This window comes from Maribacter halichondriae, from assembly GCF_027474825.1.
In the GTDB taxonomy this organism is placed as follows: domain Bacteria; phylum Bacteroidota; class Bacteroidia; order Flavobacteriales; family Flavobacteriaceae; genus Meishania; species Meishania halichondriae.
Genome location: NZ_CP107030.1, coordinates 3,804,006 through 3,826,874 on the forward strand (window position 1 = coordinate 3,804,006; position 22,869 = coordinate 3,826,874).

Here is a 22,869-nt window from a genome sequence, read left to right on the forward strand (position 1 = left end):
CATCGATACACTTTTGAGCGAATTTTATCGAAAATGGACAACGCATGCTGTTCATCTCTACCACGCCATTCGATGACTAATAAAATAACTATGGCTAGCGAGGTAATGAGGCTTTCGTACAACATTCTGTCCGAATTGGTGAATTGGGGGGGGGGCAATAAACGAAGGAGAGAGCATTGCTGAAAGATATTGAATTGCGTGACCGACATTCTCGGCCCTAAAAAAAATCCATGCCAATACGACCAAGCCAAACGTCGTGACCATTTGTAAAATTTCCCGTATTGAAGGAAATACATTTCCTTTGGCCACAATATGCAAATGCACTCGGTTCTTTCGCAGAATTACAAAGGGAATAATATAAAATGCATGTAATGCTCCCCAAGCTATAAATGTCCAATTGGCACCATGCCAGAATCCGCTTACGATGAATACTATTAAAACATTTCGGACCGAAATCAGCATTCCGTTTCGACTGCCGCCCAAAGGAATATATAGATAATCCTTAAACCATGTCGAGAGTGAAATGTGCCATCTTCTCCAGAACTCGGAAATGTCCCTTGAGAAATACGGAAAGGCAAAATTTCGCATCAGGTCGAACCCGAATAGTCGTGAGACGCCAATCGCAATATCGGAATAGCCCGAAAAGTCGCCATAAATTTGAAATGTAAAAAAGAGTGCCCCTAAGAACAACGAGCTACCGTTCATCTCCGCCGAGTTTTCGAAGATGTGGTTGGCATATATCGCGCAATTATCGGCGATTATCATTTTCTTGAATAGGCCCCATAAAATCTGGCGCATCCCATCGACTGCTTTGTCATACTCAAACTTTCTTTTTTTAGAAAATTGGGGTAAAAATTGTGAAGCGCGTTCAATGGGTCCTGCCACCAACTGTGGAAAGAAACTCACAAAGGCCGCAAAAGCGATAAAATCATTTGTAGGTTCAAGTTTACGTCGATAAACATCGATGGTATAACTTAGGGTTTGAAATGTATAGAAGCTAATGCCGACCGGTAAAATAATATGTAAAGATGAAGCACTTATGTCGGCGCCAAAAAACGAAAACGCGGTAATGAAATTATCGAGAAAAAAATTATAATACTTGAAGAAACCCAAAACCCCCAGGTTCACCGATATACTGCACCATAAAAGTATTTTTCTTTTCTTGGGCATTTCTTCGGCACTTAGCTTTTGCCCTATTGAATAGTCTATTAGGGTGCTAAAGAAGATGAGTAAAAGAAAATGCCAGTCCCACCAACCATAAAAAATATAGCTTGCCACAACCACCAATAAATTCTGAAGCTTAATTCCAGATTTTTGTAAGGCCCAGTAGATGGCAAAAACAATAGGTAAAAAGATTGCAAAATCAAGGGAATTAAATAGCATTTCAATAAAAATATCTGGAGGCTGATTTCAAACCTGATTCATTCTTTCTCGACCTTACGACGCAATTTATGGGTTATATACGTAAAAAGAAAACGGTAAGATCATCGATCTTACCGTTTTCAAAAGTTTTAAACCAGCCGCCGAATTCTAAAAAACCTGACAGGGTTGTAATTCATCATGTTATTCGGGATAAACGGCCTTGCCATCCGACAATATTCTGGCGTTCAATCCGGCAATACCTAGTGCATGTGGCCCATAGAATGAAAGATTTCTTGAGGTTGCATACTGATCTCTGATTCTATTTTGTATTCTTTGACTGTATCTGCCCAGCCTAAGCCATCCATTAAGCCTGCCGAACAAACCTGTGCCTGAACCATCTACATATTCGCTGAAATACTCACCATCTGATTCTTTCCATACAACATGTTCAAGGGTAGACATGAGGGCTTGCATATCATTCCAGTTCCAATACATACCATTATCATGTGCGACCACCCAAAAACCTACAATCGCTCCGGCATGATCTACGTCTTGCGTGGCCCCTCCTGTCCATTCCGCTGACCAGGTGTAGGCAGAGGGAACGCTTGAATTCTGTCTTAGTTGGTTCCTCAAGTTCGAGGGCCTTCCAGGCATAGTACCAAAAGAGATGTTATCAAAGACTTCTTTGTATTTGCTTTTTCCGGTAATAATGTAAAGCTCCATTCCGATTCGAGCCCAATGACTGGCCATGTGGGTATTGACTCTATAGAAATTAGCTTGACCCTGAGATTCATAACGTTCCCAAATATTTCTTTCAGAAAAGTTAAGCAATCGTTCATAGGCACTTTGGTAACTTCCGTTACTGTTTCGCAGGTTGGGCGATTGGTATAGAACTCTTGTCAACGTAGCAACATGTCTCCAATAGTAACTGTCCCATAAGCCATACTGCTGTCCGTCATTGGCAGGCCAACCTCTATAACCTCCGCCAACATCTACGGCATCGTTCATGGTTTGGTCGATAAGCCCTATGGCACGATCAAGATAAGAATTATCACCCGTTGCGCGCCATATGCTGATGAGACCATCAATATAGTAGCCGAAAAAATAATATTCTTGATTTTTGTTGCGGCTTGCGGCCCATTGCGAAATTTGTGAAGAGTTGGTGTTCCAATATGAATCGAATTGGTTTTTCCAATAATTCACCTCTTCCAAATCGGAAGCAGGACCGGTTTGTGCCTGCTCGGTCTCGGTAACGGTAACGGAAGCTACTTGTTCAGTAACCGTCTCATCTTCATTTACAACCTCTACAGTATATGTAAAGTCATCGGTTACTTCTTCTGTGCTTTGAGCTTCTTCGACCACCTCTTCAACAACCGGTTCTTCTTCAACAACTGGCTCTTCTTCAACTGTAGCTTCTTCTTCTGTATTGGTATTTTCTTCGGAAGTCTCTTCGGATTCTTGTGCGACCGTTTCTTCGTTTGTAAGACTTTCTTCATCCACGACGGCGCTATTGGGAATATAAAGAATGGTCTTGTTTTCGATGATAATGACCTCACCATTTACAGGAGCAGATGTTTCTATAATTTTGACCTTGTCAGGATTGATAAAAACGTCATTGGAAAGCACATCAAGAACAATGGCCTCACCGGGCCTGGTTAAGTAGGAGTCATTGACCAAATAATTCTGTACAACAAGATTTTCTTCCTTGGCGTCCGTTATGACGCTATCAGTTAGAAGGTCGGAATCTTTACTACAAGAATAGGCTAGGGTAAAGGCAAAAGAAGTTACAATCAATTTAATGATTTTCGTGTGGGGATGATTCATAAGTAGGTTACTTTTTCAAAAGGAAATTAGTGATTCTAAGATGATTTGCAATAGTACTTTAATTATTAAATAATTCGTTGAAAACAAGTAAAAAATCGATAAAATGCATTCAAAAAGTTATCAACACCCTGTTAATACGTTTCAATATGTCTTTTTAGACGCCAAAATACCTGAATATTCGACGAACTGCACTTTTTTTTAACTTTTTTGGCAAATTGTTCGACTAAACTGGATTTCTAATTTTTTTGGCAATCTACATGTGATATAACTTATCACTCTTAAAAATGTTGTGAAAGAGCAAATATTATAGATGAACTGCAGCATTATAGTCATGAGAGATCGACGAAATACTATTTTTTGGGAATAATTACGAATTCGATAACCAACTCTTGTTAGAACTGACATTGGATAATCGCCATCATTGTAGATTATCCAATGTTGACAATGCTGCAATAAGGTTTTAGTGGTATACCATTAAGCAACTCATGCGTATATTCGCCATTAAAAACAAAAAGGTAGAGGTTTTATATTTACCGAAGTGCAAACTGTAAGGCTTACTATGCGTAAAAAACTACATATTTTTTTTGTTGACCCAATGAGCTATAATAATTTATCGATATATGATAATTTATTGATAAACAACATCCATGACGTCGAGATAGAATATTTTGCTAGCCATTTATTCGATTTGGGAGAACAGTATTATCCCGTGCATAAAATCTATAAGTATAACAATAAATCGAAACTAGTTAAGCTCTTCAGTTACCTGAGGTCACAATGGAAGCTCTTTAATAGGATAAAAAAGGAAAGACCTGATGTAGTTCATTTTCAATGGTTGAAAATACCGTTTTATGATGTACGGCTAATTAAAAAAATCAAACAACTTGGTATTAAAACTTTATTTACGGCGCACAATCTGGTCCCTCATGGGAGTGGGAGAAAGTATGAAGATATCTATAAAAGGATTTATAATGAATTGGACGGTATTATAGTACATTCAGAACGTACCAAAGAAGAGTTGATTGAACGGTTTGGTATATCTTCCCATAAAATAGAGGTAATCGCCCATGGTCTTTTAAAGCCGAATGAGGTCGACTCTGTAAAAGTGGAAAGCCTCATCCTTGAGTATAAAGAACAGATGAACTTAAATAATGAGACCGTTTTTGCTGCCTTGGGCATCATAAATCTATATAAGGGCGTGGATATTACTATTAATGCCTGGAAGAATTCAACACTCTGCAATAATAACGAGTCCAAGCTGATTATTGGCGGCAGCGGCAATTTGGATGAGTTGGAAGAACTGCAGTATTGTGCCAATACGCTAGTATTGAATAGATTTTTATCCGACGAAGAATTTACGGCACTTTTAAGAATCACGGACTTTTTGATATTACCGTACCGGGAAATCTCACAAAGCGGAGTACTGTTAACCGCTATGGAGCAAAAAAAGAGAGTAATCGTATCGGATGTTGGTGGGTTGACGGAACCTTTTAAGTTCGGTAAAATAGGATATATAATAGAATCACCTCCAACACCAGAAGAATTGAGCAAATCGATACATGGGGCTATAAAGGAAAAAGATGAATATCCGAGCGACGAAGTGTGGAAAAAAATATCAGAATTCTATAGCTGGGGTGCAATAGGTGAAAAGACTAAAAACCTATATTTCAATTTGGCAAAAAAAGTTCTTGATCAAATATCCTTGTATTTGTTGTAAAACCTCTAAAGACCGCCATTGGCTTTTTTTAGTATTCCCTTGATATCATAAACAACACTTTCCTTTTTCAAATATCGATCTAGATCAAATTCTAAAAATTCATTATGGGCAACTGCTAAGACTATGGCATCGAACTTCTTGTTTTCCGGGGCAAGATTTGACGAGTCAAGGCCATGTTCAACAAAGACCGCACCCGGTGAGGCCCATGGGTCATATACTGTGATGTTGGCGTCGTAACTTTTAAGTTCTGAAATCATATCTACGACCTTCGTATTTCGAACATCGGGGCAGTTCTCCTTAAAGGTTATGCCCAATATCAAAATCTCAGATTCTTTTATCGGAATGTCATTTTTGACCATCAGCTTTACAATCTGTGAAGCAACGTACTTGCCCATGCCATCGTTCATTCTTCTGCCCGCCAAGATAATTTCTGGATGATAGCCGTATTCTTGTGCCTTTTGTGCTAGATAGTAAGGATCTACCCCTATACAATGACCACCAACCAGACCGGGTTTAAAAGGAAGGAAATTCCATTTAGTAGCAGCTGCTTCCAATACATCTTTGGTGTCGATATCCATTAAATGGAATATTTTAGACAATTCGTTGACAAAAGCAATATTAATATCCCTTTGAGAGTTTTCTATAACTTTTGCGGCCTCCGCAACTTTAATGGACGGAGCCAAATACGTGCCTGCTGTTACGACTGACTTATATAAGGTATCAATTTTTTTAGCCGCTTCAACAGTGGACCCCGAGGTTACCTTCAAAATTTTGTCAACGGTATGTTCTTTATCCCCCGGATTCATTCTTTCTGGTGAGTAGCCGATAAAAAAGTCGGTGTTTAATTTCAACCCACTTTCCCGTTCAAGAATCGGGGCGCACTCTTCTTCAGTTGCTCCGGGGTATACAGTAGATTCATAAACTACGATATCACCTTTTTCTAGAAACTTTCCTATGGTTTCACTTGCCCGATACAATTTTGTAAGGTCAGGTTTATTGGTTTCATCCACAGGTGTCGGTACCGTAACAATAAAGAAATTACAGCCTTTTAAATCTTCTTCGTTCTCGCTGGGATAGAGACCTGCAGCTACAGGTGGTTCGTGGGTCAGTACTTTATTAAGTGATTCTTCGGAGATCTCAAGTGTTCGGTCACTGCCAGTGCGGAGTGTTCTTATGCGACTGGGATCGATATCATAACCAATGACGGGATACTTTGTTGCAAATAGTCGGGCCAGGGGCAGCCCAACATATCCGAGGCCTACGATACCAATCTTTATTTTAGCCATGCATACATTATTTCTTACCGATTTGGTAATATTCGAAACCTCTTTTGTTCATCAATGTATCGTTATACTGATTTCTACCATCGAAAACTACAGCTTGCTTCAATTGCGTTTTAAGTTCATCAAAATCAGGAGATCTGAACTCCTTCCATTCGGTTAATAAAATCATTGCATCAGCATCCCTTAAGGTTTCGTACTTCGAGTTGTAATAGGCAACACCGGGCAAATCTTTAAGGTAAAAATGCTTTGCCTCTTCCATGGCCTTAGGGTCATATGCATTTATTTTAGCACCTCTTTTTACCAATTCCTTTATAACATAAATTGCCGGTGCTTCGCGCATGTCATCGGTCTCGGGTTTAAACGCCAAGCCCCAAACTGCAAAAGTTTTATCTTTTAAATCTTCACCAAACCTGTCGACTACTTTTTTTGCGATGACCAATTTTTGTCTGTCGTTTACATCTTCTACCGACGCGATAAGTTCGGCTTTGTACCCATGTTCTTCCGCGGTTTTTTTGAGTGCTTTTACATCTTTGGGGAAACAAGAGCCACCATAACCACTTCCAGGATAAATGAAGCTATAACCGATTCTACTATCCGAACCTATGCCGATTCGCACTTTATTTACATCAGCGCCTACTAGCTCGCATATATTCGCAATTTCATTCATAAATGAAATCTTTGTAGCCAACATGGCATTGGCAACATATTTGGTCATCTCGGCAGATCGTACATCCATCGTTATCAGTCTATCCATACTACTTCTGAAAAATGGAGCGTAAAGATTACGCATTTTTTCAGTAGCCTGCTCATTATTTGACCCGACGACAACACGATCGGGTTTCATGAAATCGTTAATGGCATCACCTTCTTTCAAAAACTCAGGGTTCGATACCACGTCGAAGTCCAAGTCCAAACCCCGTTTGTCCAACTCGGCCTGTACTACTTGTTGTACTTTATCCGCTGTTCCTACAGGTACTGTAGATTTGTCGACGATAACTAATGAATGGGTCATGTTTTGGCCGATTTCCTTTGCTACTTGCAGTACATATTGTAAATCTGCCGAACCATCATCTCCCATGGGCGTGCCCACTGCAATGAAAGCAATATCGCATTTCTCTAGATTTTCTGACAGTTTGTCGCTAAATTTTAGGGTCTTGTTCTGAAAATTTCGCTTTACCATGGCTTCAAGCCCAGGCTCATAAATGGGTATAATTCCTTTTTTTAAATTTTCGATTTTTTTTGTATCGACGTCGATACAGCATACCGTATTACCCATTTCTGCGAAGCATGTGCCGCTAACAAGGCCTACATAACCAGTGCCAATAACCGTTAAATTCATACTATTTTATTTTAGATTTTTCCAATACCATTCTACCGCTTCCTTCAATCCGGAACGTAAATCATATCGGGGATTATAGCCTAAAAGACTTTTTGCTTTTTCAATGGATGCCAAGGAGTGGGGCACATCGCCGGCTCTCTCAGGTCCATAAGTAATATCAATCTTTTTTATTTCAGAATCAAAATCGCTCAAATATTCCTTAAGAACATTTACTAGTTCATTTAAATCGGTACGTTGCCCGACTGCAACATTGTAAACGGTGTTAAGGGCTCTCTTATTGTCGGTGGTCAAAGCCCTTATATTTGCTTCGACCACATTGTCGATATATGTAAAATCCCTCGAGAAAGAACCATCACCGTTAATTGTTGGAGATCGGTACTGAATTAAACTGGAAACAAATTTCGGGATAACTGCTGCGTAGGCACCGTTTGGATCTTGTCTTCTTCCAAAGACATTAAAATAACGCAGCCCAATAGTATCAAGGCCATATGTTTTATTGAAAACATCGGCGTATAACTCATTTACATATTTTGAAACAGCGTACGGAGATAAAGGTTTTCCTATTATTTCCTCGACTTTGGGCATATTCCGTGAGTCACCATACGTAGATGAACTTGCCGCATAAATAAATCGCTTAACTTTTCCATCTCTCGCGGCAACCAGCATATTCAAGAATCCTGAAACATTCACGTCATTGCTTGTAATGGGGTCACTAATCGACCTAGGTACGGAGCCCAGAGCGGCCTGATGCAGCACGTAGTCCATATTTTCACATGCGACGCGACAATCTTCGAGATTTCTTATATCACCTTCAATGAGCGTAAATGTATTGTAGGGTAAAAGGGTTTCAATATTTTCTCTTTTGCCTGTAGAAAAATTATCCAGGCAAACAACGCGGTTCCCATTTTTCAAAAGTGTTTCACAGAGATTTGAACCTATAAAACCTGCCCCTCCGGTAACCAGAACGGTATGTGCTTTATCGAGGTTCAACGATGCAATGTCCATAGTTCATTTTGAAAGTGCAAAGATGTGGAAAAGATAATTAACGGCCTTCAATTTTATACGAAGTTGAGTTTTAGATCGATGAGGGTCAATCAGTAGATAAGGCGAAACAGGAATGTATAATTATTTTATGTCATAATACGTTTTATACCACGAGACAAAGTGCCCTACACCCTCGTCTATAGGAGTACTGGGATGGTAATCATAGTCTCTGATCAAGTCATCGACATTGGCCCAAGTTTTTTCTACATCACCAGGCTGCATGGGAAGCATTTGTTTGTCGGCCTTTTTTTGCAAATGTTTTTCAAGTATCGAAATGAATTCCAAAAGTTGTACGGAATCATTGTTTCCGATGTTATATACCCTATAGTCAGGATGATTCGAATTGTCTTTTTCCAAAATTCGAACGACCCCTTCGGTAATATCATCGATGTACGTAAAATCACGGGCCATTTTTCCATTATTGTACACGGCTATTGACTTGTTCTCAATGATTGCTTTTGTAAATAGGAATAATGCCATATCGGGCCTTCCCCAAGGACCGTAAACCGTAAAAAAACGTAGCCCTATTGTACGGAGACCAAACAAATGACTATATGTATGTGCCATCAATTCGTTACTTTTTTTAGTAGCAGCATAAATACTAATCGGATGGTCTACCGAATCCGTTGTCTCAAATGGGATTTTTGAATTAAGGCCGTAAACACTTGAACTACTGGCATAAACAAGATTTTTGATATTGTTATGTCTACAGCACTCCAAAATATTGAGGAACCCGACAATATTGCTGTCAATATAGGTCTCGGGATTTTCCAAGCTATATCGCACTCCTGCTTGAGCGGCCAAATTGCAGACGGCATCAAACTTTTCATTTTTAAAAAGTTCAGGGAGTCGTTCTCTATCCGCAATATCAAGACGAATAAAATTAAAGGTTGACCAAATACTGCTCGGCACTGGTTCATTAAATACTTCAGCCTCTGTCCTAGAGACTCCCAAATCTTTCAAACGGTCGTATTTCAGATTGATATCATAGTAATCATTGATTACATCCAAACCGCAGACCTCGTGACCTTTTCCCAGCAATTGCTTTGCAACATGATACCCTATAAAACCAGCAGCGCCCGTAACCAAAATTTTCATGGATAAAAATTTTAAGGTCATTCCCGCCCTTCGACTTCGCTCAGGATAGACTACAGCGGGAATCTTTTCCTTATTTCTTACAAATATCAATATACTAGGTGAATTTCAGAGAATTCCGAAACTATTTTTCAAATAAAAATCCCCGACGTACCATCGGGGATTTCTAGAATATTTACTGAAAGTTCATTTTGGCCTATTGTCTTAATTTTATCACTTTCTTAATCGCATTTTCATCATTCTTAGTTCTGGCCATTTCAATAATATAAGTGCCATCACTTAAAAAACTCATATCAAATGATACTTCGGCCTCATGTTCTTGAGGTACTACTTTTCTTATGACCAACTTACCATAAATGTCATAAAAACTAACGTTAATGGTTTCGTTCATAAAATCATCTAATACCAACTTCACAACCCCATCGCGTACGGGGTTTGGATAAATGATTACATCTTGGAATTTAGCCTCTGTTTCAGGCTCAACTCCAACTATGACGGTCAGTTGAGCACTACAACCTTCATCGGAGGAAAACGTATATACCCCAGCCTGTTCAGCTGTAATACTTCCCAAGTCGAGAATTCCGGTAGTAACGGTTGCATCTGGGCCTGTAATCGTAAACCCTGTCCCACTTTGTACAATTCCCAAAATGACAGGTGAGCCGGGGGGAATGGTTATTTCCGCATTTCCACTGGCCGCAGTTCCATCAATGGTGTATTGTGGCACAAAAGTACTTGGGTCACAAGAACTATCGGTAACAATAATGTTCAATGTTTCGGAACATCCGGCATCCGAGGTGAAAACATAATTACCGGCCATGGCCAATGTAATCCCTCCCAAATCAAGAACACCGTTGGTTACCGTGTCATCAGGTGCAGTAATGGTATAGGTGAGCCCTGTTTGTAATACTCCCAAAGCAACAGTCGTTCCTAGTTCAACAGTAATCGAGGCATCACCACTATTTGCGGTGCTATCAATAGTATACTCTGGGGTAATACTGCCCGCAGGACAATTCTCGTTGACTACTAAGGTTATTGTAGCCGTACAGCCATCCGAAGTGTTATAGACGTAATCTCCGGCTTGGGCCAAGGTAACCTCGCCCAAATCCTGCGCTCCATCCGCCACTGTATCGTCTGGTAAGGTAATCGTATAGCTTACACCGGTCTGTACCAAGTCTAAAACAACAGGAGTTCCTTGGTCAACCGTAATCGTAGTCATTCCCGTTCCTGCAACACCATCTATGGTATGTCGAGGGGTAAAATTAGCTGCCGAACAAGGGTCGTTGACGGTAATATTTAACGTCTTGGAACAGCCTTCGGATGAAGTGAATGTATAGATTCCTACCTGGGCGGCCGTAATGTTTCCCAAATCCAAATCTCCATTTGAAACTGGTCCGCTCGGAGGAGTTATGGTAAAGGCCACATTGTCTTCTACGGTACCTAAAATAATTGGCGTTCCCTCATTTACAGCAATGGAATTTTCACCGCTATCGGGTACGCCATCAATGGTATATTCAGGGGTAAATGGTCCACTTGGGCAAAGTACGTCTAATGTAAGCGTGGTTTCGCACCCATCTTCGGTACGAATGATATAATCACCACTATCGGCAATTGTCACGGCACCTAAGATATAATCGAATTCGTTATCATAAACCACATTACCATCATAGGTAACCGTGAAATTGATTCCGTTAGGAAGCATACTTATCCGTGTAACGTCTCCTATATTGGCAACTACCGTTACGGGTTGGTTGTCTACGGCAGAATCGTAGGATCCTCCGTTGTTCAGTGACCATTCTGCCCTTAGAGTGGTTGCATCGCAAACGACATCGGAAACGTTTAAGGTAAGGGTAGTAGTACATCCGGTTGACGTTGTTATAATGACATAATCTCCACTATCCGTTGCATCGACGTTACCAAGATCATAATCACCTTGTCCTTGGTATACTTGGCTTCCATTTCTATTTATGGTAAAGTCGACATTTTCGGGCACCATACTTATTTCAAATGCCTCTCCGCTATTCACGCTTACGGTAATGGGTTGCTCATCAGGGGCTTCAACATATTGACCGTTCAATTTCCATTGTGCTTTAATGTCGGTCGCATCACAAACGGCACCGGATACGGTTAGGTTCAACACTACCGAACAACCTTGGTCCGACACAAATTGATACGCGCCATCGTTAGCCGAGGTAGCACTTTGTATAACATAATCGTTTGGAACGTTGTTGATACGTGTTCCGTTCGGAAGAATAATATCAAAAACAGTATTACTACCGTTGATTTGATTGGGAAGTACACTCAACAGTATTTTATCACCTTCCGTTATGGTAACGGAAACATTTTCTCCTGCATTTCCATTTAAGAAAGCCCCATCATTGATCTGCCATTCTGCTGAAATCGGAGTTTCCCCAGCGGTACATTCCCCGATAGAGTTATACGTCACCACTGTCGGGCATCCCCCTGCGGTGGTGAGGGTGAGCTGGTTGTTGGCCCCTATGTCGGTGGCCGGGTCTATCAGGTAGCCGTTGGCCTGGGTGAAGTCGGTCCCGGATTCGAAGGTGGGGCTGTCGTTGTCGTTCTGTGCCGTGGTGACGTAGTAGGTGCCCGTGGCCACGGCCCTGATGTATACCTGCGAGGAGGAGGGCGCGTTTATCACGTTGCCGTCCGTCCACGGCCCGCTGGTACCGATGCGGTACTGCGCCGTGATGGTGCCCGGCGGGCATGCCGGTACGCCCTGTGCGACGCCCGCGTCGTAGAGGGCCTTTATCTCCTGTGCCCCCAGGGCGTTGTTGTATACCTTGAGCTCGTCGATCTTGCCCGATATCTCGTCGGTGACCCCGCTCTGGTTGTAGTTGTTGTTGATCAGCACGTTGTTGGTGGCCGGGTCGCGGGTCTCGTAGAAGCCCGAGGACGCGAAGGAGGAGAAGTTCGGCGTGGTGGCGTCGAAGATGATATCGCCGCTCACGGCCTGCGTACAGACCTCGACCCCGTTGGCGAAGAGCCTGGCGGTGGTACCGTCGTAGGTGGCCGCGATGTGCACCCACTGCCCCGCGGGCGAATAGCCCGAATAGCAGTCCCCGCCCCCCGCTGTGGTGGCGAACTCCCATTTGTAGAGGTTGTTGTGGAAGCCGAAGAACATGGCCGGGTAGTCGTGGGTGAGTATGCCCACGTTGTTGGCGATGTCGTCGCGGTCGACCCATGCCATCACGGTGATGGACTGTGCCGTGGCCGCGAGCGAGGCGGAGTAGGGCACGTCAACGATGGTGTTGCTCTGGAAGGTCTCCCCGTCCATCTGGGCCGCACCCCCGAAGAGGCCGGTGGACCAGTTGTCGGTACTGGGGGCCTTGGTGGCCCCGTTGTCCGTTACGTCGAAGATGGTGCCGTCGTTGTTGTTGCCCGAGGCGTCGGCCGCCACGGACCCCGAGGTCTCGTCGAACTTCAGGTGCATCACCAGGTTCGGGTCGCCGGTGAGCGGCACGGCGTTGCCGACCCTGATGGTATGGGCCACGCTGGGCACGCCTGCGGCGTTAAGGCCGAAGAGCATGTAATAGCCCGGGGGCAACAGGTTCCTGCCCGGTATGGCCAGGCTGTGCGAGGTGCCGCCCGTGGTGGCCAACGGGATCCTGCGCTGTTCGTTGTTGGTGCTGTGGGTGGCGGCCGAGAAGCGGATCAGGCTGAACTCGGTGACCGCCGTGTTCGTGGTGACACTGATGTTGGTGTCGTAATCGGCCGTCGCCGGGGCGTTGGTGATGGACGGCCTTGTGGCCAGTTGCCCGCCCGCGGTGAAAAGGTACGGCGGGCTGTAGACCTCGGCGTCGAAATGGTTGGTACAGTCCTCGTAGCCGGGCAGGCCGATACCGTCGCACAGGCCCCCGCCGCCCACGAAGACGCGGCCGTCGGTCATCAGTATGCCCACGCTGTGGTAGGTCCTGGGGGTGGCCATGGCCGCCAAGGTCTCCCAGGTGTTGGAAACCGGGTCGTAGAGCTCGGCCGGGAGCGCCGCCCCCGTGTCGGAGAAGACCTCCGCATGGTCGAGCCCGCCCGTGACCAGTACCTTGCCGTCGGGCAGTACCGTGCTGTTGTGCATCGTGCGCACGTACTGCATGTTGGGCGTCGCGGTCACCGTTACGTTATTGGGATTGTTGATGTCTATCACGAAGGACTTCTCGTTGGCCGGGATGCCGTTGTTGAACTCGGTACCGTAGGAGGTCGCGCCCCCTACCTTGAGGATCTTGCCCGTATCGAACATCACCGTGGTGCCCTTCATCGAGAAGGTGTCGTTGCCACGAGTGCCGGCACTGGTCACCGTACCGCTGCCCGAGACGTCGATCCAGTTCATCGAGGCACTGGGCCCCGCATGGAAGATCCGCCCGTCGGGCGCCGCCCAGAGCCACAGGTGGTTGTCCACCCGGTAGAGCCCCTGTTGCTCGCCGTTGAGGTCGGCCGTGGTAAAGATGTCCGAGCCCTGGATGCCGGGCTTGTTGATCCAGCCCGTCTCGGCCGACCACAGCTCGCCGTCCTTGCCGCCGTTGGTCGCCGCCGTGTTGCTGCCGCTCCAAGAGCCGCCAAGGGTGAAGACCGAGCCGTCGGCCAGGGTCACGTTGCCCTGGTAGCCCCGGTTGATGTTCATGTCGTCGGCACGGCTCCATACCCCCGTGGCCGGGTCGTAGATGCTCGTGCGCTCGCTGCTCACACCGCCAGCCGAGAGGATCCGCCCGTCCGCAAGGTTGTTGATCCCGGGGCAGAACATGTCGTGGTCCGTCTGGGTGGTGGTCATCGTCTCGGTGGTGCCCGTGGAGGGATCGAATATCTGGGTATAGGTCATCCCGTTGCCCGTCTCCACGAAGGTGTCCGGGTACTGAGAGGACCACGTGATCAAACGCCCGTCGGGAAGGTTCGCAACCGCCACCGGGACCAGGTTGAAGCCTATCGGGGCGCTCCACTGCCCGTCCTGGGAGGGAGTCTGGGAGAAACTAAATTCGGAATTAACAACTAAAAGAAAAGTATATAATACGGTTAAAGCGTAATTTTTTTCATAGCGACACTTAAAGTTTATTGAAAACAGCAAAGTTCAAAATTAACATGAATCAGTAACAAATAAATAATATAAACGGTAAAACCGGATAATTACTCGACTATCTAACAACTGAAATTCGGAATACCCTACCGTAAGCTTTAATGAAATATTCAAGTACAAATATATATATAGGGTTAGTTAGAATTCAATTCTGACATCGACATTGGATATACGTATTTTATCGTTGTTTAGTTCCATTTCCATAAATAAATTCCTCAATTTTTTAAATTATATTGATGTCACCAACATCAATTCATGTTCATCCTTTAAAGATTCAATGCATCAAAATTGGGGGATGGTCATTCACTTTTAAACTTTAGTTTGGTTGGGAGAGCTTTTTGACTATGAAATCGAAAAAAAGTTTATTGTCTATTTCATACTAAAAACGAAAAATTAAAGTTTGCTCTTATAAGTCAATGTTATCGGTTATCCAATTGGACACACTTTATTATTGATTTTTAAAGTATTGAATTATAGTGAATTAAGTAATTTCAACACTTTGTTAATCGTCCTATTTTAAAAGATGACATTTAAATTAATTGAAAACGGTTTAATCATTTTAAAACAAAGTAAATAAGATTTAGTAGAACAGAACATGATAAATGTTAGTTTGTTTATTTTTTACCTGAAATCTAATACTGAATGAATATCGCAAAATTTTCAAGCTCCCCATATAAATAAATGATTTCATGAGTTACTAGCGCTTTAATAAAGGACGAAATTTGAGGTTTTTACGTGTTTGACCGAAAAATTACCTTCTTTGACGAAATCTAGACGTATTACACGGTTAAGTAATAAACTATAATTATTTTTACTTTGTCATTTATGCTGATGGACCCACAAAAACTCCGATATTGAACCCTAAAATCCTGAACAAATCTAAAGTCTGGTTATCCTCTCCCCATATGTCGGGTAGGGAGCAGATATACGTACAAGAGGCCTTTGACACCAATTGGATTGCTCCGTTAGGACCTAACGTAGAGGGGTTTGAAAGCGCCTTGGTGGATTATTTAAAAGAAGATTCACATGTAGCGGCTCTAAGTTCGGGCACCGGTGCACTGCATTTAGCACTTATTTTGTTGGGTGTAGGTAGTGGCGATGAGGTTATTTGCCAAAGTTTTACGTTTGCAGCTTCCGCCAACCCCATTGTTTATCTTGGGGCAAGGCCCATATTTGTGGATAGTGAGAAAGATACATGGAATATTTCTCCAGAAATGTTGGAAAAGGCTATCAAAGATCGTATTGCAAGAGGCAAAAAACCAAAGGCAATTATTGCAGTACATTTATATGGCATGCCCTATAAAGTTGAGGCGATTAGAGAAATTTCCCTGAGGTATGAGATACCTGTTTTAGAGGATAGTGCCGAGTCATTGGGTAGTTCGTATCACGGAGTTAAGTGTGGTACTTTTGGAGATATCTCAATACTATCGTTCAATGGCAATAAAATCATTACTACTTCTGGAGGAGGTGCCCTGAGAACCAGAGATAATACGATTAAAGAGAGAGCTGTTTTTCTGGCTACTCAATCTAGAGACGAGGCGCCGCACTACCAGCATTCTGCCATTGGCTATAACTATCGAATGAGTAATGTTTTGGCTGGAATTGGAAGAGGACAGATGGAAGTTCTTGACGATAGGGTAAACGCTAGAAGAAATAACTATCTTTATTATAAGGAAAACCTGGGAAGTTTAGAATCCATCGAGTTTTTAGAAGAGCCAGAGGGTTATTTTTCGAATAGATGGTTGACCTGTATTTTGACGCCTTCCGAAGAAATAAGAGAAAAAATACGACTTTCCCTACAGGAAGAAAATATTGAATCGCGACCGTTGTGGAAGCCAATGCATCTTCAACCGGTTTTTAGCAAGTGTGAGAGTTATTTGAACGGGATATCGGAGGAACTATTCAGTAGAGGTCTTTGCCTTCCCAGTGGGTCGGACTTGAGCCTATCGAATCTTGAGCGCATTTCGCATACCATAAAACAAATAGTGGCATGATACAGAATTACTTTGCACAAAATTCCAACCGATATGCATCAAAGTGGTTGGTCTTGGCCATTGATGTCGTATCGTCGTGTATAGCTTTCGTTTTAGCTTATTGCGTACGTTTTAACCTAACTTTCGATTTCGAAGTAGAAAAGTTATGGATACAATTGCCTTTTGTTGCCGTTGTTTCATGTATCTCTTTCCTAATTGTTGGTTCTTACAAAGGAGTGGTTAGACATACCGGAGTACGAGATGTTTATAATGTATTTAATGGTATTTGTCTTTCGAGCATCATAATGATTGCCGCAGTTCTTCTGAACAAAGAGTTCAAGTTTTATGAAGACTTCAATATTTTTCTTAGTCCAATTATCATATATAGCCTTTTGGCATTTATTGGATTAACTGCTTCTCGCTATCTTTTTAAGGCACTTTATAACAGCTATGCGATTCGAGACTTAAAAGTAAACAAGAACGTATTGATCTATGGCGCCGGTGAATCTGGTATTTTGACCCACAATGCACTTACAAATCATTCGAAGAGTAGGGCAAGGGTTGTTGGCTATATCGATAATGACAACCAAAAGGCGGGCAAACAGATAAATGGTGTCAAAGTATATCACAATGCCGTATTGACCAAAGACTTCTTGACGAGTAAGAACATTTCCGAGGTAATTTTCTCGATCCAGAATATAGATCCCAAAAAATTACGGAATTTGGTAGAAGGCTTGGTCGAACTTCCGGTACAGGTTAAAATTGTACCTCCGGTCGAAGATTGGATAAACGGAGAGCTGCGTGCCTCACAAATCAAACAAGTACAGATTGAGGATTTATTGGATAGGGCCCCAATAAATATCAAAAACGAGAAAATTGAAAAGGAATTACTCAATAAGGTAGTTCTCGTTACAGGAGGTGCTGGCTCCATAGGAAGTGAAATAGTAAGGCAAATTTGTCAATATGCTTATAAATCTTTGATAATCATCGACCAGGCCGAATCCGCACTTTATGACCTGCAACAAGAATTGAAACAAAATGGATACCATAATTTTATTCCCATTGTTGGTGATATCAGGGATAAAAATCGGTTGAATGGAATATTTCAAGAACATAAACCTGATATGGTCTTCCATGCCGCAGCTTATAAGCATGTGCCACTAATGGAATATAATTCGTATGAATCGATAAAGATAAATGTTGGAGGAACAAAGACCGTGGCCGATTTATCAATATCTCACAATGTCGAAAAATTCGTTTTTATTTCCACCGATAAGGCGGTTAATCCAACCAATGTTATGGGTGCCACCAAACGAATTGCCGAAATGTATATTAGTTGTCTTGAACAGCAAAAGAAAACCAAATTCATTACTACAAGATTTGGTAACGTGTTGGGATCCAATGGATCGGTCATTCCATTGTTCAGAAAACAGATAGAAAAGGGTGGGCCTCTAACCCTTACCCATAGGGATGTCACACGTTATTTCATGACCATACCCGAAGCTTCACAACTGGTTTTAGAAGCGGGTGCCATGGGTGATGGTGGCGAGATTTTTATTTTCGATATGGGCGAATCCGTGAAAATTTATGATTTGGCCAAAAATATGATCAAGTTATCGGGATTGAGCTATCCAGAGGATATTGATATTAAAATTACGGGCCTTAGGCCAGGGGAAAAATTATATGAAGAACTCTTGGCAAACGGTGAAAACACCTTGCCGACCTATCATAAAAAAATAAAAATCAGTAAGGTACGTGAGCTTGATTACGCGACCGTAAGATCACAAATCGATGAACTTTGTATTACCAATATGTTCTTTAATGGTAACACCGTTAAATTAATGAAAAATATAGTGCCCGAGTACGTTTCAAGCAACTCACAGCTATGTGAGTTGGATGAAAAAGGCAATTCAATCAGTGGGGATAAACCTACTTTAAAGGTCGTACAATCATAAATTTTCACTAATCTTGCACTCTAAACCCAGTAATATTACAACCATGATTATTAAAACACGCTCCATTGCCAAAATTTCCCTTGTCTTAATTACTTCATTATTTATATTCTCGTCTTGTGCTTCTAAAAAAGATGTAGTGTATTTTCAGGGTACTAGCGACTATGAAACTTTGGTTAGCGACAATTCGCATACGAATAAATTCAAGATTGACGATGTTCTAGGTATTTATGTATCAACATTGGATCCATTACCAAGTGCGCCCTTCAATTTGTTCAAAGGAGCTGAGGAAGGTGGATTTCGACCTGAACAATTGGATTATATTATAGATAAAAACGGCGAAATCGATTTTCCTGTAATCGGTTCTGTAAAGATTGTCGGACTCTCACCAGAAGAGACCAAGGTTCTTTTAAAGGAAAAATTAAAACCATATTTAAAAGACCCTATTATCAACATTAGACTAAAAAACTTTACCGTTACTGTTCTTGGCGAGGTTAATCGACCTGGAACATATCCCGTTCTCGGAGAACAGATTACAATTCTCGAAGCCATAGGTTTGGCCAATGACCTTACAATTAAAGGTATTAGAAGCAATGTGCTGGTAATCCGTGATTTTAATGGTACGAAAGTTTCCACTCGAATCGACCTAACACAAAAAAATGCCCTTAATTCGCCCGTTTATTATTTGACCCAGAACGATGTAGTATATGTCGAGCCGAACCAGTCGGCTGTATCATCCTATGGATTAGATAACAGAGCTACAATATGGACATCGATAGCTACTGCTTTGATAACTTCTTCGGTATTATATTTATCAACGAGATAGCCAACAAATACGAAAGCTGATATTTCGTCGTTTACCTCAAAAACATAGTCTTAGTAATGAATACAGGTTCCCAAGAATTTTCTAAAAGTAGTACAGATTTAAAAGAGACGATAGCTACCTATACAAAACATTGGAAATGGTTTGTACTATCGGCTATTTTTGCCATAATTCTGGCCTTTGTTTATATTCGATATGCCACTCCTGAATATGCGGCCAAAGCAAAAATTCAGATAGTAGAGGATAAAAACGCCGGTTCTGAACTTTCTGCTTTTCAAGATCTTAAAGTACTTGGTGGGGGCAAAAACAAGGCCGAGGACGAAATTGAAATATTGAATTCGAGATCTAATTTCATTCAGGTTGTCAAAGATTTGAAATTAAATGTTAGAATTATCGCCTTAGGCAATGTGAAGGACTCTGAGATTTATCAAGATAGGCCTTTCAATCTGAACTTTATTGAAAGCGATTCAATTATCAACACTTCTGAATTTGAATTTTTTATAGAACTTTCTTCCGATACTACTTTTGGTTATAGTACAGAAAGGGATAGTCCCTTAAAAATATATTCTTTTGGAAAAAATATTCCTACAGAAGTGGGTGATGTAGTAATTACCCCGAACCAGCCGTTCTTCAAGAAATACAAGGGGCAAAAGATAAAGGTTACCATTGATCCTATTTTTATTGTTGCCGAGGGGTATCAAAAGAAGATTTTGATAGCGCCGGCCAAAGAATATTCCAATATCATAAACATCACACTACACGATCCTATTAAGGAGAAAGCGATGGATATTATAGACCGACTTGTTTTTACCTACAATCAGAATGCCATCATAGACAAGAAAGCGGTCGCCGATAAAACTTCTGAGTTTATTAACAATCGTATCGAACTAATTTCGAATACGCTTACCGATGTAGATCAAGATGCCCAAGAACTCTTGACAGAAAAAGGAATGACCGGTGGTGGTCTCGAAGTCAGTGCGGCGGTACAGGCAAGTACTGCAGGTAGACAACAGCTCGAAAGTGCTAGAGATCAGCTACAAATGGTAACAGGCCTTAAAAATTATGTTGCCGGTGAAGAGGGATATACTACTATGCCAGTTGTAGATATTGGAAGTAGTGCTGTGGCTTCGACCCAGGCAAAATATAATGAACTCGTTGCCGAAAGAAATCGCATGTTGAAAAGTGCTGACGAGCAAAACCCGATTATTGTAAACCTCGATCAACAATTGGATCAACTTAAATCTACTATTCAATCCAGTTTAACGGCCATGGAACGTAATGTTGGTATGACGGTAGGTACCTTACAAAGCCAAATGGGTCGTATTCAGGGTACTATCTATTCAGCACCCAAAAACCAACGTGACCTGCGAAACATTACACGACAGCAACAAACAACGGAGTCCTTATATCTATACTTATTGCAAAAAAGGGAAGAATCGCAGATTACCGCTGCATCTAGTCCTGAAAAATCGAAAATCGTAGATTTGGCATACCAGTTCGGTAAAGGACCGGTAACACCTAAAAAAACCTTTGATATACTTGGCATCTTTGATTCTTGGTCTATTAATTCCTTTTTCGATCATTTACTCAAAAGAGCTTCTTGACAACAAAATTCATAGTAAAGTGGGTCTTGAAAAGCTCGTGAAAGACATTCCCGTACTTGCTGAACTTCCTAGATTGGGCAAAAAAGATGAACAGCTTGTGCGTAAAGACGACCGTTCCGTACTTGGCGAATCGCTTAGAATTCTGCGAACGAATCTTGATTACCTTATTAAATCGAAGAGCGGCCGAAATAATGTAATTTATGTCACATCAAGTGTTCCAGGAGAAGGTAAAACATTTTTGTCTTCGAACTTGGCGATGATTTTTTCGAATACGGATAAAAAGGTCTTACTGATAGGAGCTGATATTCGAAATCCCAAACTATATACCTTCTTCAACAACAAAGATGTTGATAAATTGGGAAAACCAGGAAGAAATAAAGATGCCGGTTTGACCGAGTACTTATATGACGATTCCATGACCTCAAGGGATATTATCAATCCAATGCTGGTTCATACAAATACGATCGATGTGATATATTCTGGTAAGATTCCTCCGAACCCTTCGGAGCTTTTGATGAGTGAACGTATGAAAGATCTTATCATGGAAGTTTCGCTTAAGTATGACTATGTCGTTGTCGATACCGCGCCATTAATGGTGGTTACCGATACCCTGTTGATCAGTGAATATGCAGATCATATTATTTATGTCACTAGGGCAGGGGCTACCGAGACTAAGGTTCTGGAATTCCCATTAAAATTGAAAAAAGAAGGAAAATTAAAAGGACTTTCCTTTGTCGTCAACGATGTTAAAGATTCTAATCTTGGTTATGGCGGTAAATACGGCTACGGTTATGGTAAGACCACTAAAAAGTGGTGGAAATTTTAATTAGCCAAAATTATAGGTTGTAGTTTCAACTAACCTTTCCAACGTATTGAGCAATTTTTTTGAGAGCTTTATCTGCTTTATACTATTCAATTGGCTCATATTATGAACGTCGGTAGCAATGAAGTTTATGAGTCCTTCTTCTAAGAGTTTTATTGCAGTTTGTTGTACTTCTTTACCGTAGTATTCACTGATTGAGAGCATGTTCAGCTGGAAGAGAATACCTTTATCTTTTAATTCTTTGTATTTCTTCATCCTATTCTGAAAAAACACATACCGTTCGGGGTGTGCTAGAATGGGAAAAAATCTTTTCTCAGCTATTTTTCGAATCGCCTCTTCAAAATTAATGGAAGCCTGTAAATAGGACATCTCCACCAAAAGATAGTTTTTCTGCATCGGCATTACGTCTCCGTTTTCGAGCAGGGTTTCAAAATTGGCGTCGATCATATGCTCAGCAGCAGCTTCAATAGATACTTCTTTTAAATCGTTCATTTTGAGCCCGTTTTGTAATATCGCGAGCGATTTGCCAATGGTCTCTGAATCGTTTGGGTAGTAGTTGTGCATAATATGAGGGGTGGCGATAAAGTCTTGCACCCCGAAATCAGCAAATGCTTTAACCAGTTCTATGGATTCCTCTACAGTTTTTACACCATCATCGATTCCCGGAAGAATATGGTTGTGCATATCTACAAAACCTTCCAGAAGGTCAATAAGATATTTTTTGCGGTTAAAAATGCTGAGCATTGATTCTGGTTTGACAGCAAAAATACTATTTCTGAGTAAACCAATACAATTAGATTTGAGATGTGGTCCTTCATAATCATCAAACGCTGTTTTGTACGCTACGTAAAGAATCTCCATTTAAAAGACAACTCCTCAATACTGTTAAAATTATCCCTAATTTACAGGAGAGGCACTTTAGTGTCTTTAAAGAATTAACTCTTTTGCTTATC

General features: G+C 41.8%; 14 protein-coding genes. 6 read left to right on the forward strand and 8 right to left on the reverse strand.

Annotation, left to right across the window (positions count from 1 at the left end):
* Positions 1-57 precede the first annotated feature (57 nt).
* Both N8A86_RS17730 and N8A86_RS17735 read right to left on the reverse strand, forming a co-directional pair.
* Positions 58-1,383: an MBOAT family O-acyltransferase gene (locus N8A86_RS17730; RefSeq protein WP_430682166.1), complete on the reverse strand. Its 1,326-nt coding sequence runs from the start codon at positions 1,381-1,383 to the stop codon at positions 58-60.
* Positions 1,384-1,563: 180 nt separating this feature from the next.
* Positions 1,564-3,186, reverse strand: a complete 1,623-nt coding sequence (locus tag N8A86_RS17735) for an Ig-like domain-containing protein (protein ID WP_273566582.1) — start codon at positions 3,184-3,186, stop codon at positions 1,564-1,566.
* 559 nt (positions 3,187-3,745) lie between these two features.
* On the opposite strand from N8A86_RS17735, the gene N8A86_RS17740 reads away from it, so the two are divergent.
* Entirely contained in the window at positions 3,746-4,903 is a 1,158-nt protein-coding gene (locus tag N8A86_RS17740; RefSeq protein ID WP_273566583.1) for a glycosyltransferase family 4 protein, read from the forward strand.
* Between the two features lie 5 nt (positions 4,904-4,908).
* Here the strand turns inward: N8A86_RS17740 and N8A86_RS17745 are convergent, their stop codons facing one another.
* The 5 genes from N8A86_RS17745 to N8A86_RS17765 form a co-directional block, all read right to left on the reverse strand.
* Entirely contained in the window at positions 4,909-6,189 is a 1,281-nt protein-coding gene (locus N8A86_RS17745) for a nucleotide sugar dehydrogenase (RefSeq protein ID WP_273566584.1), read from the reverse strand.
* 7 nt (positions 6,190-6,196) lie between these two features.
* Positions 6,197-7,525 (reverse strand): UDP-glucose dehydrogenase family protein, encoded by a 1,329-nt coding sequence (locus tag N8A86_RS17750; protein WP_273566585.1) that lies wholly within the window; start codon positions 7,523-7,525, stop codon positions 6,197-6,199.
* Positions 7,526-7,531: 6 nt separating this feature from the next.
* Complete coding sequence (locus tag N8A86_RS17755; RefSeq protein WP_273566586.1) at positions 7,532-8,530, reverse strand: SDR family oxidoreductase; 999 nt, start codon at positions 8,528-8,530, stop codon at positions 7,532-7,534.
* Positions 8,531-8,650: 120 nt separating this feature from the next.
* Complete coding sequence (locus N8A86_RS17760) at positions 8,651-9,667, reverse strand: NAD-dependent epimerase (protein WP_273566587.1); 1,017 nt, start codon at positions 9,665-9,667, stop codon at positions 8,651-8,653.
* Positions 9,668-9,860: 193 nt separating this feature from the next.
* A complete protein-coding gene (locus N8A86_RS17765; RefSeq protein WP_273566588.1) occupies positions 9,861-14,072 on the reverse strand; it encodes a galactose oxidase-like domain-containing protein in 4,212 nt (1,403 codons plus the stop codon).
* A 1,574-nt stretch (positions 14,073-15,646) separates the two neighbouring features.
* Between N8A86_RS17765 and N8A86_RS17770 the strand changes: the two genes are divergently transcribed.
* From N8A86_RS17770 to N8A86_RS17790, 5 genes are read left to right on the forward strand one after another with little or no spacing between them, the layout of a single operon-like run.
* The gene (locus N8A86_RS17770; RefSeq protein WP_273569096.1) at positions 15,647-16,735 is read left to right on the forward strand and encodes a DegT/DnrJ/EryC1/StrS family aminotransferase; all 1,089 of its coding nucleotides are present in this window, start codon (positions 15,647-15,649) and stop codon (positions 16,733-16,735) included.
* A complete protein-coding gene (locus N8A86_RS17775) occupies positions 16,732-18,669 on the forward strand; it encodes a polysaccharide biosynthesis protein (protein ID WP_273566589.1) in 1,938 nt (645 codons plus the stop codon). Before N8A86_RS17770 ends, N8A86_RS17775 begins: the two co-directional genes overlap by 4 nt.
* Before the next feature lie 43 nt (positions 18,670-18,712).
* Positions 18,713-19,492: a polysaccharide biosynthesis/export family protein gene (locus N8A86_RS17780; protein ID WP_273566590.1), complete on the forward strand. Its 780-nt coding sequence runs from the start codon at positions 18,713-18,715 to the stop codon at positions 19,490-19,492.
* A gap of 56 nt (positions 19,493-19,548) precedes the next feature.
* A complete protein-coding gene (locus N8A86_RS17785) occupies positions 19,549-21,093 on the forward strand; it encodes a GumC family protein (RefSeq protein ID WP_273566591.1) in 1,545 nt (514 codons plus the stop codon).
* Positions 21,094-21,112: 19 nt separating this feature from the next.
* Entirely contained in the window at positions 21,113-21,919 is an 807-nt protein-coding gene (locus tag N8A86_RS17790) for a CpsD/CapB family tyrosine-protein kinase (protein WP_273566592.1), read from the forward strand.
* Here the strand turns inward: N8A86_RS17790 and N8A86_RS17795 are convergent, their stop codons facing one another.
* Entirely contained in the window at positions 21,920-22,660 is a 741-nt protein-coding gene (locus tag N8A86_RS17795) for a tyrosine-protein phosphatase (RefSeq protein ID WP_273566593.1), read from the reverse strand. It lies immediately after the preceding gene.
* Positions 22,661-22,869: the final 209 nt, after the last annotated feature.

Coding starts and splice junctions, on each gene's coding strand:
- N8A86_RS17730 (WP_430682166.1), bottom strand. CDS start 1,383: ATGCTATTTAATTCCCTTGATTTTGCAATCTTTTTACCTATTGTTTTT.
- N8A86_RS17735 (WP_273566582.1), bottom strand. CDS start 3,186: ATGAATCATCCCCACACGAAAATCATTAAATTGATTGTAACTTCTTTT.
- N8A86_RS17740 (WP_273566583.1), top strand. CDS start 3,746: ATGCGTAAAAAACTACATATTTTTTTTGTTGACCCAATGAGCTATAAT.
- N8A86_RS17745 (WP_273566584.1), bottom strand. CDS start 6,189: ATGGCTAAAATAAAGATTGGTATCGTAGGCCTCGGATATGTTGGGCTG.
- N8A86_RS17750 (WP_273566585.1), bottom strand. CDS start 7,525: ATGAATTTAACGGTTATTGGCACTGGTTATGTAGGCCTTGTTAGCGGC.
- N8A86_RS17755 (WP_273566586.1), bottom strand. CDS start 8,530: ATGGACATTGCATCGTTGAACCTCGATAAAGCACATACCGTTCTGGTT.
- N8A86_RS17760 (WP_273566587.1), bottom strand. CDS start 9,667: ATGAAAATTTTGGTTACGGGCGCTGCTGGTTTTATAGGGTATCATGTT.
- N8A86_RS17770 (WP_273569096.1), top strand. CDS start 15,647: ATGTCGGGTAGGGAGCAGATATACGTACAAGAGGCCTTTGACACCAAT.
- N8A86_RS17775 (WP_273566589.1), top strand. CDS start 16,732: ATGATACAGAATTACTTTGCACAAAATTCCAACCGATATGCATCAAAG.
- N8A86_RS17780 (WP_273566590.1), top strand. CDS start 18,713: ATGATTATTAAAACACGCTCCATTGCCAAAATTTCCCTTGTCTTAATT.
- N8A86_RS17785 (WP_273566591.1), top strand. CDS start 19,549: ATGAATACAGGTTCCCAAGAATTTTCTAAAAGTAGTACAGATTTAAAA.
- N8A86_RS17795 (WP_273566593.1), bottom strand. CDS start 22,660: ATGCTCAGCATTTTTAACCGCAAAAAATATCTTATTGACCTTCTGGAA.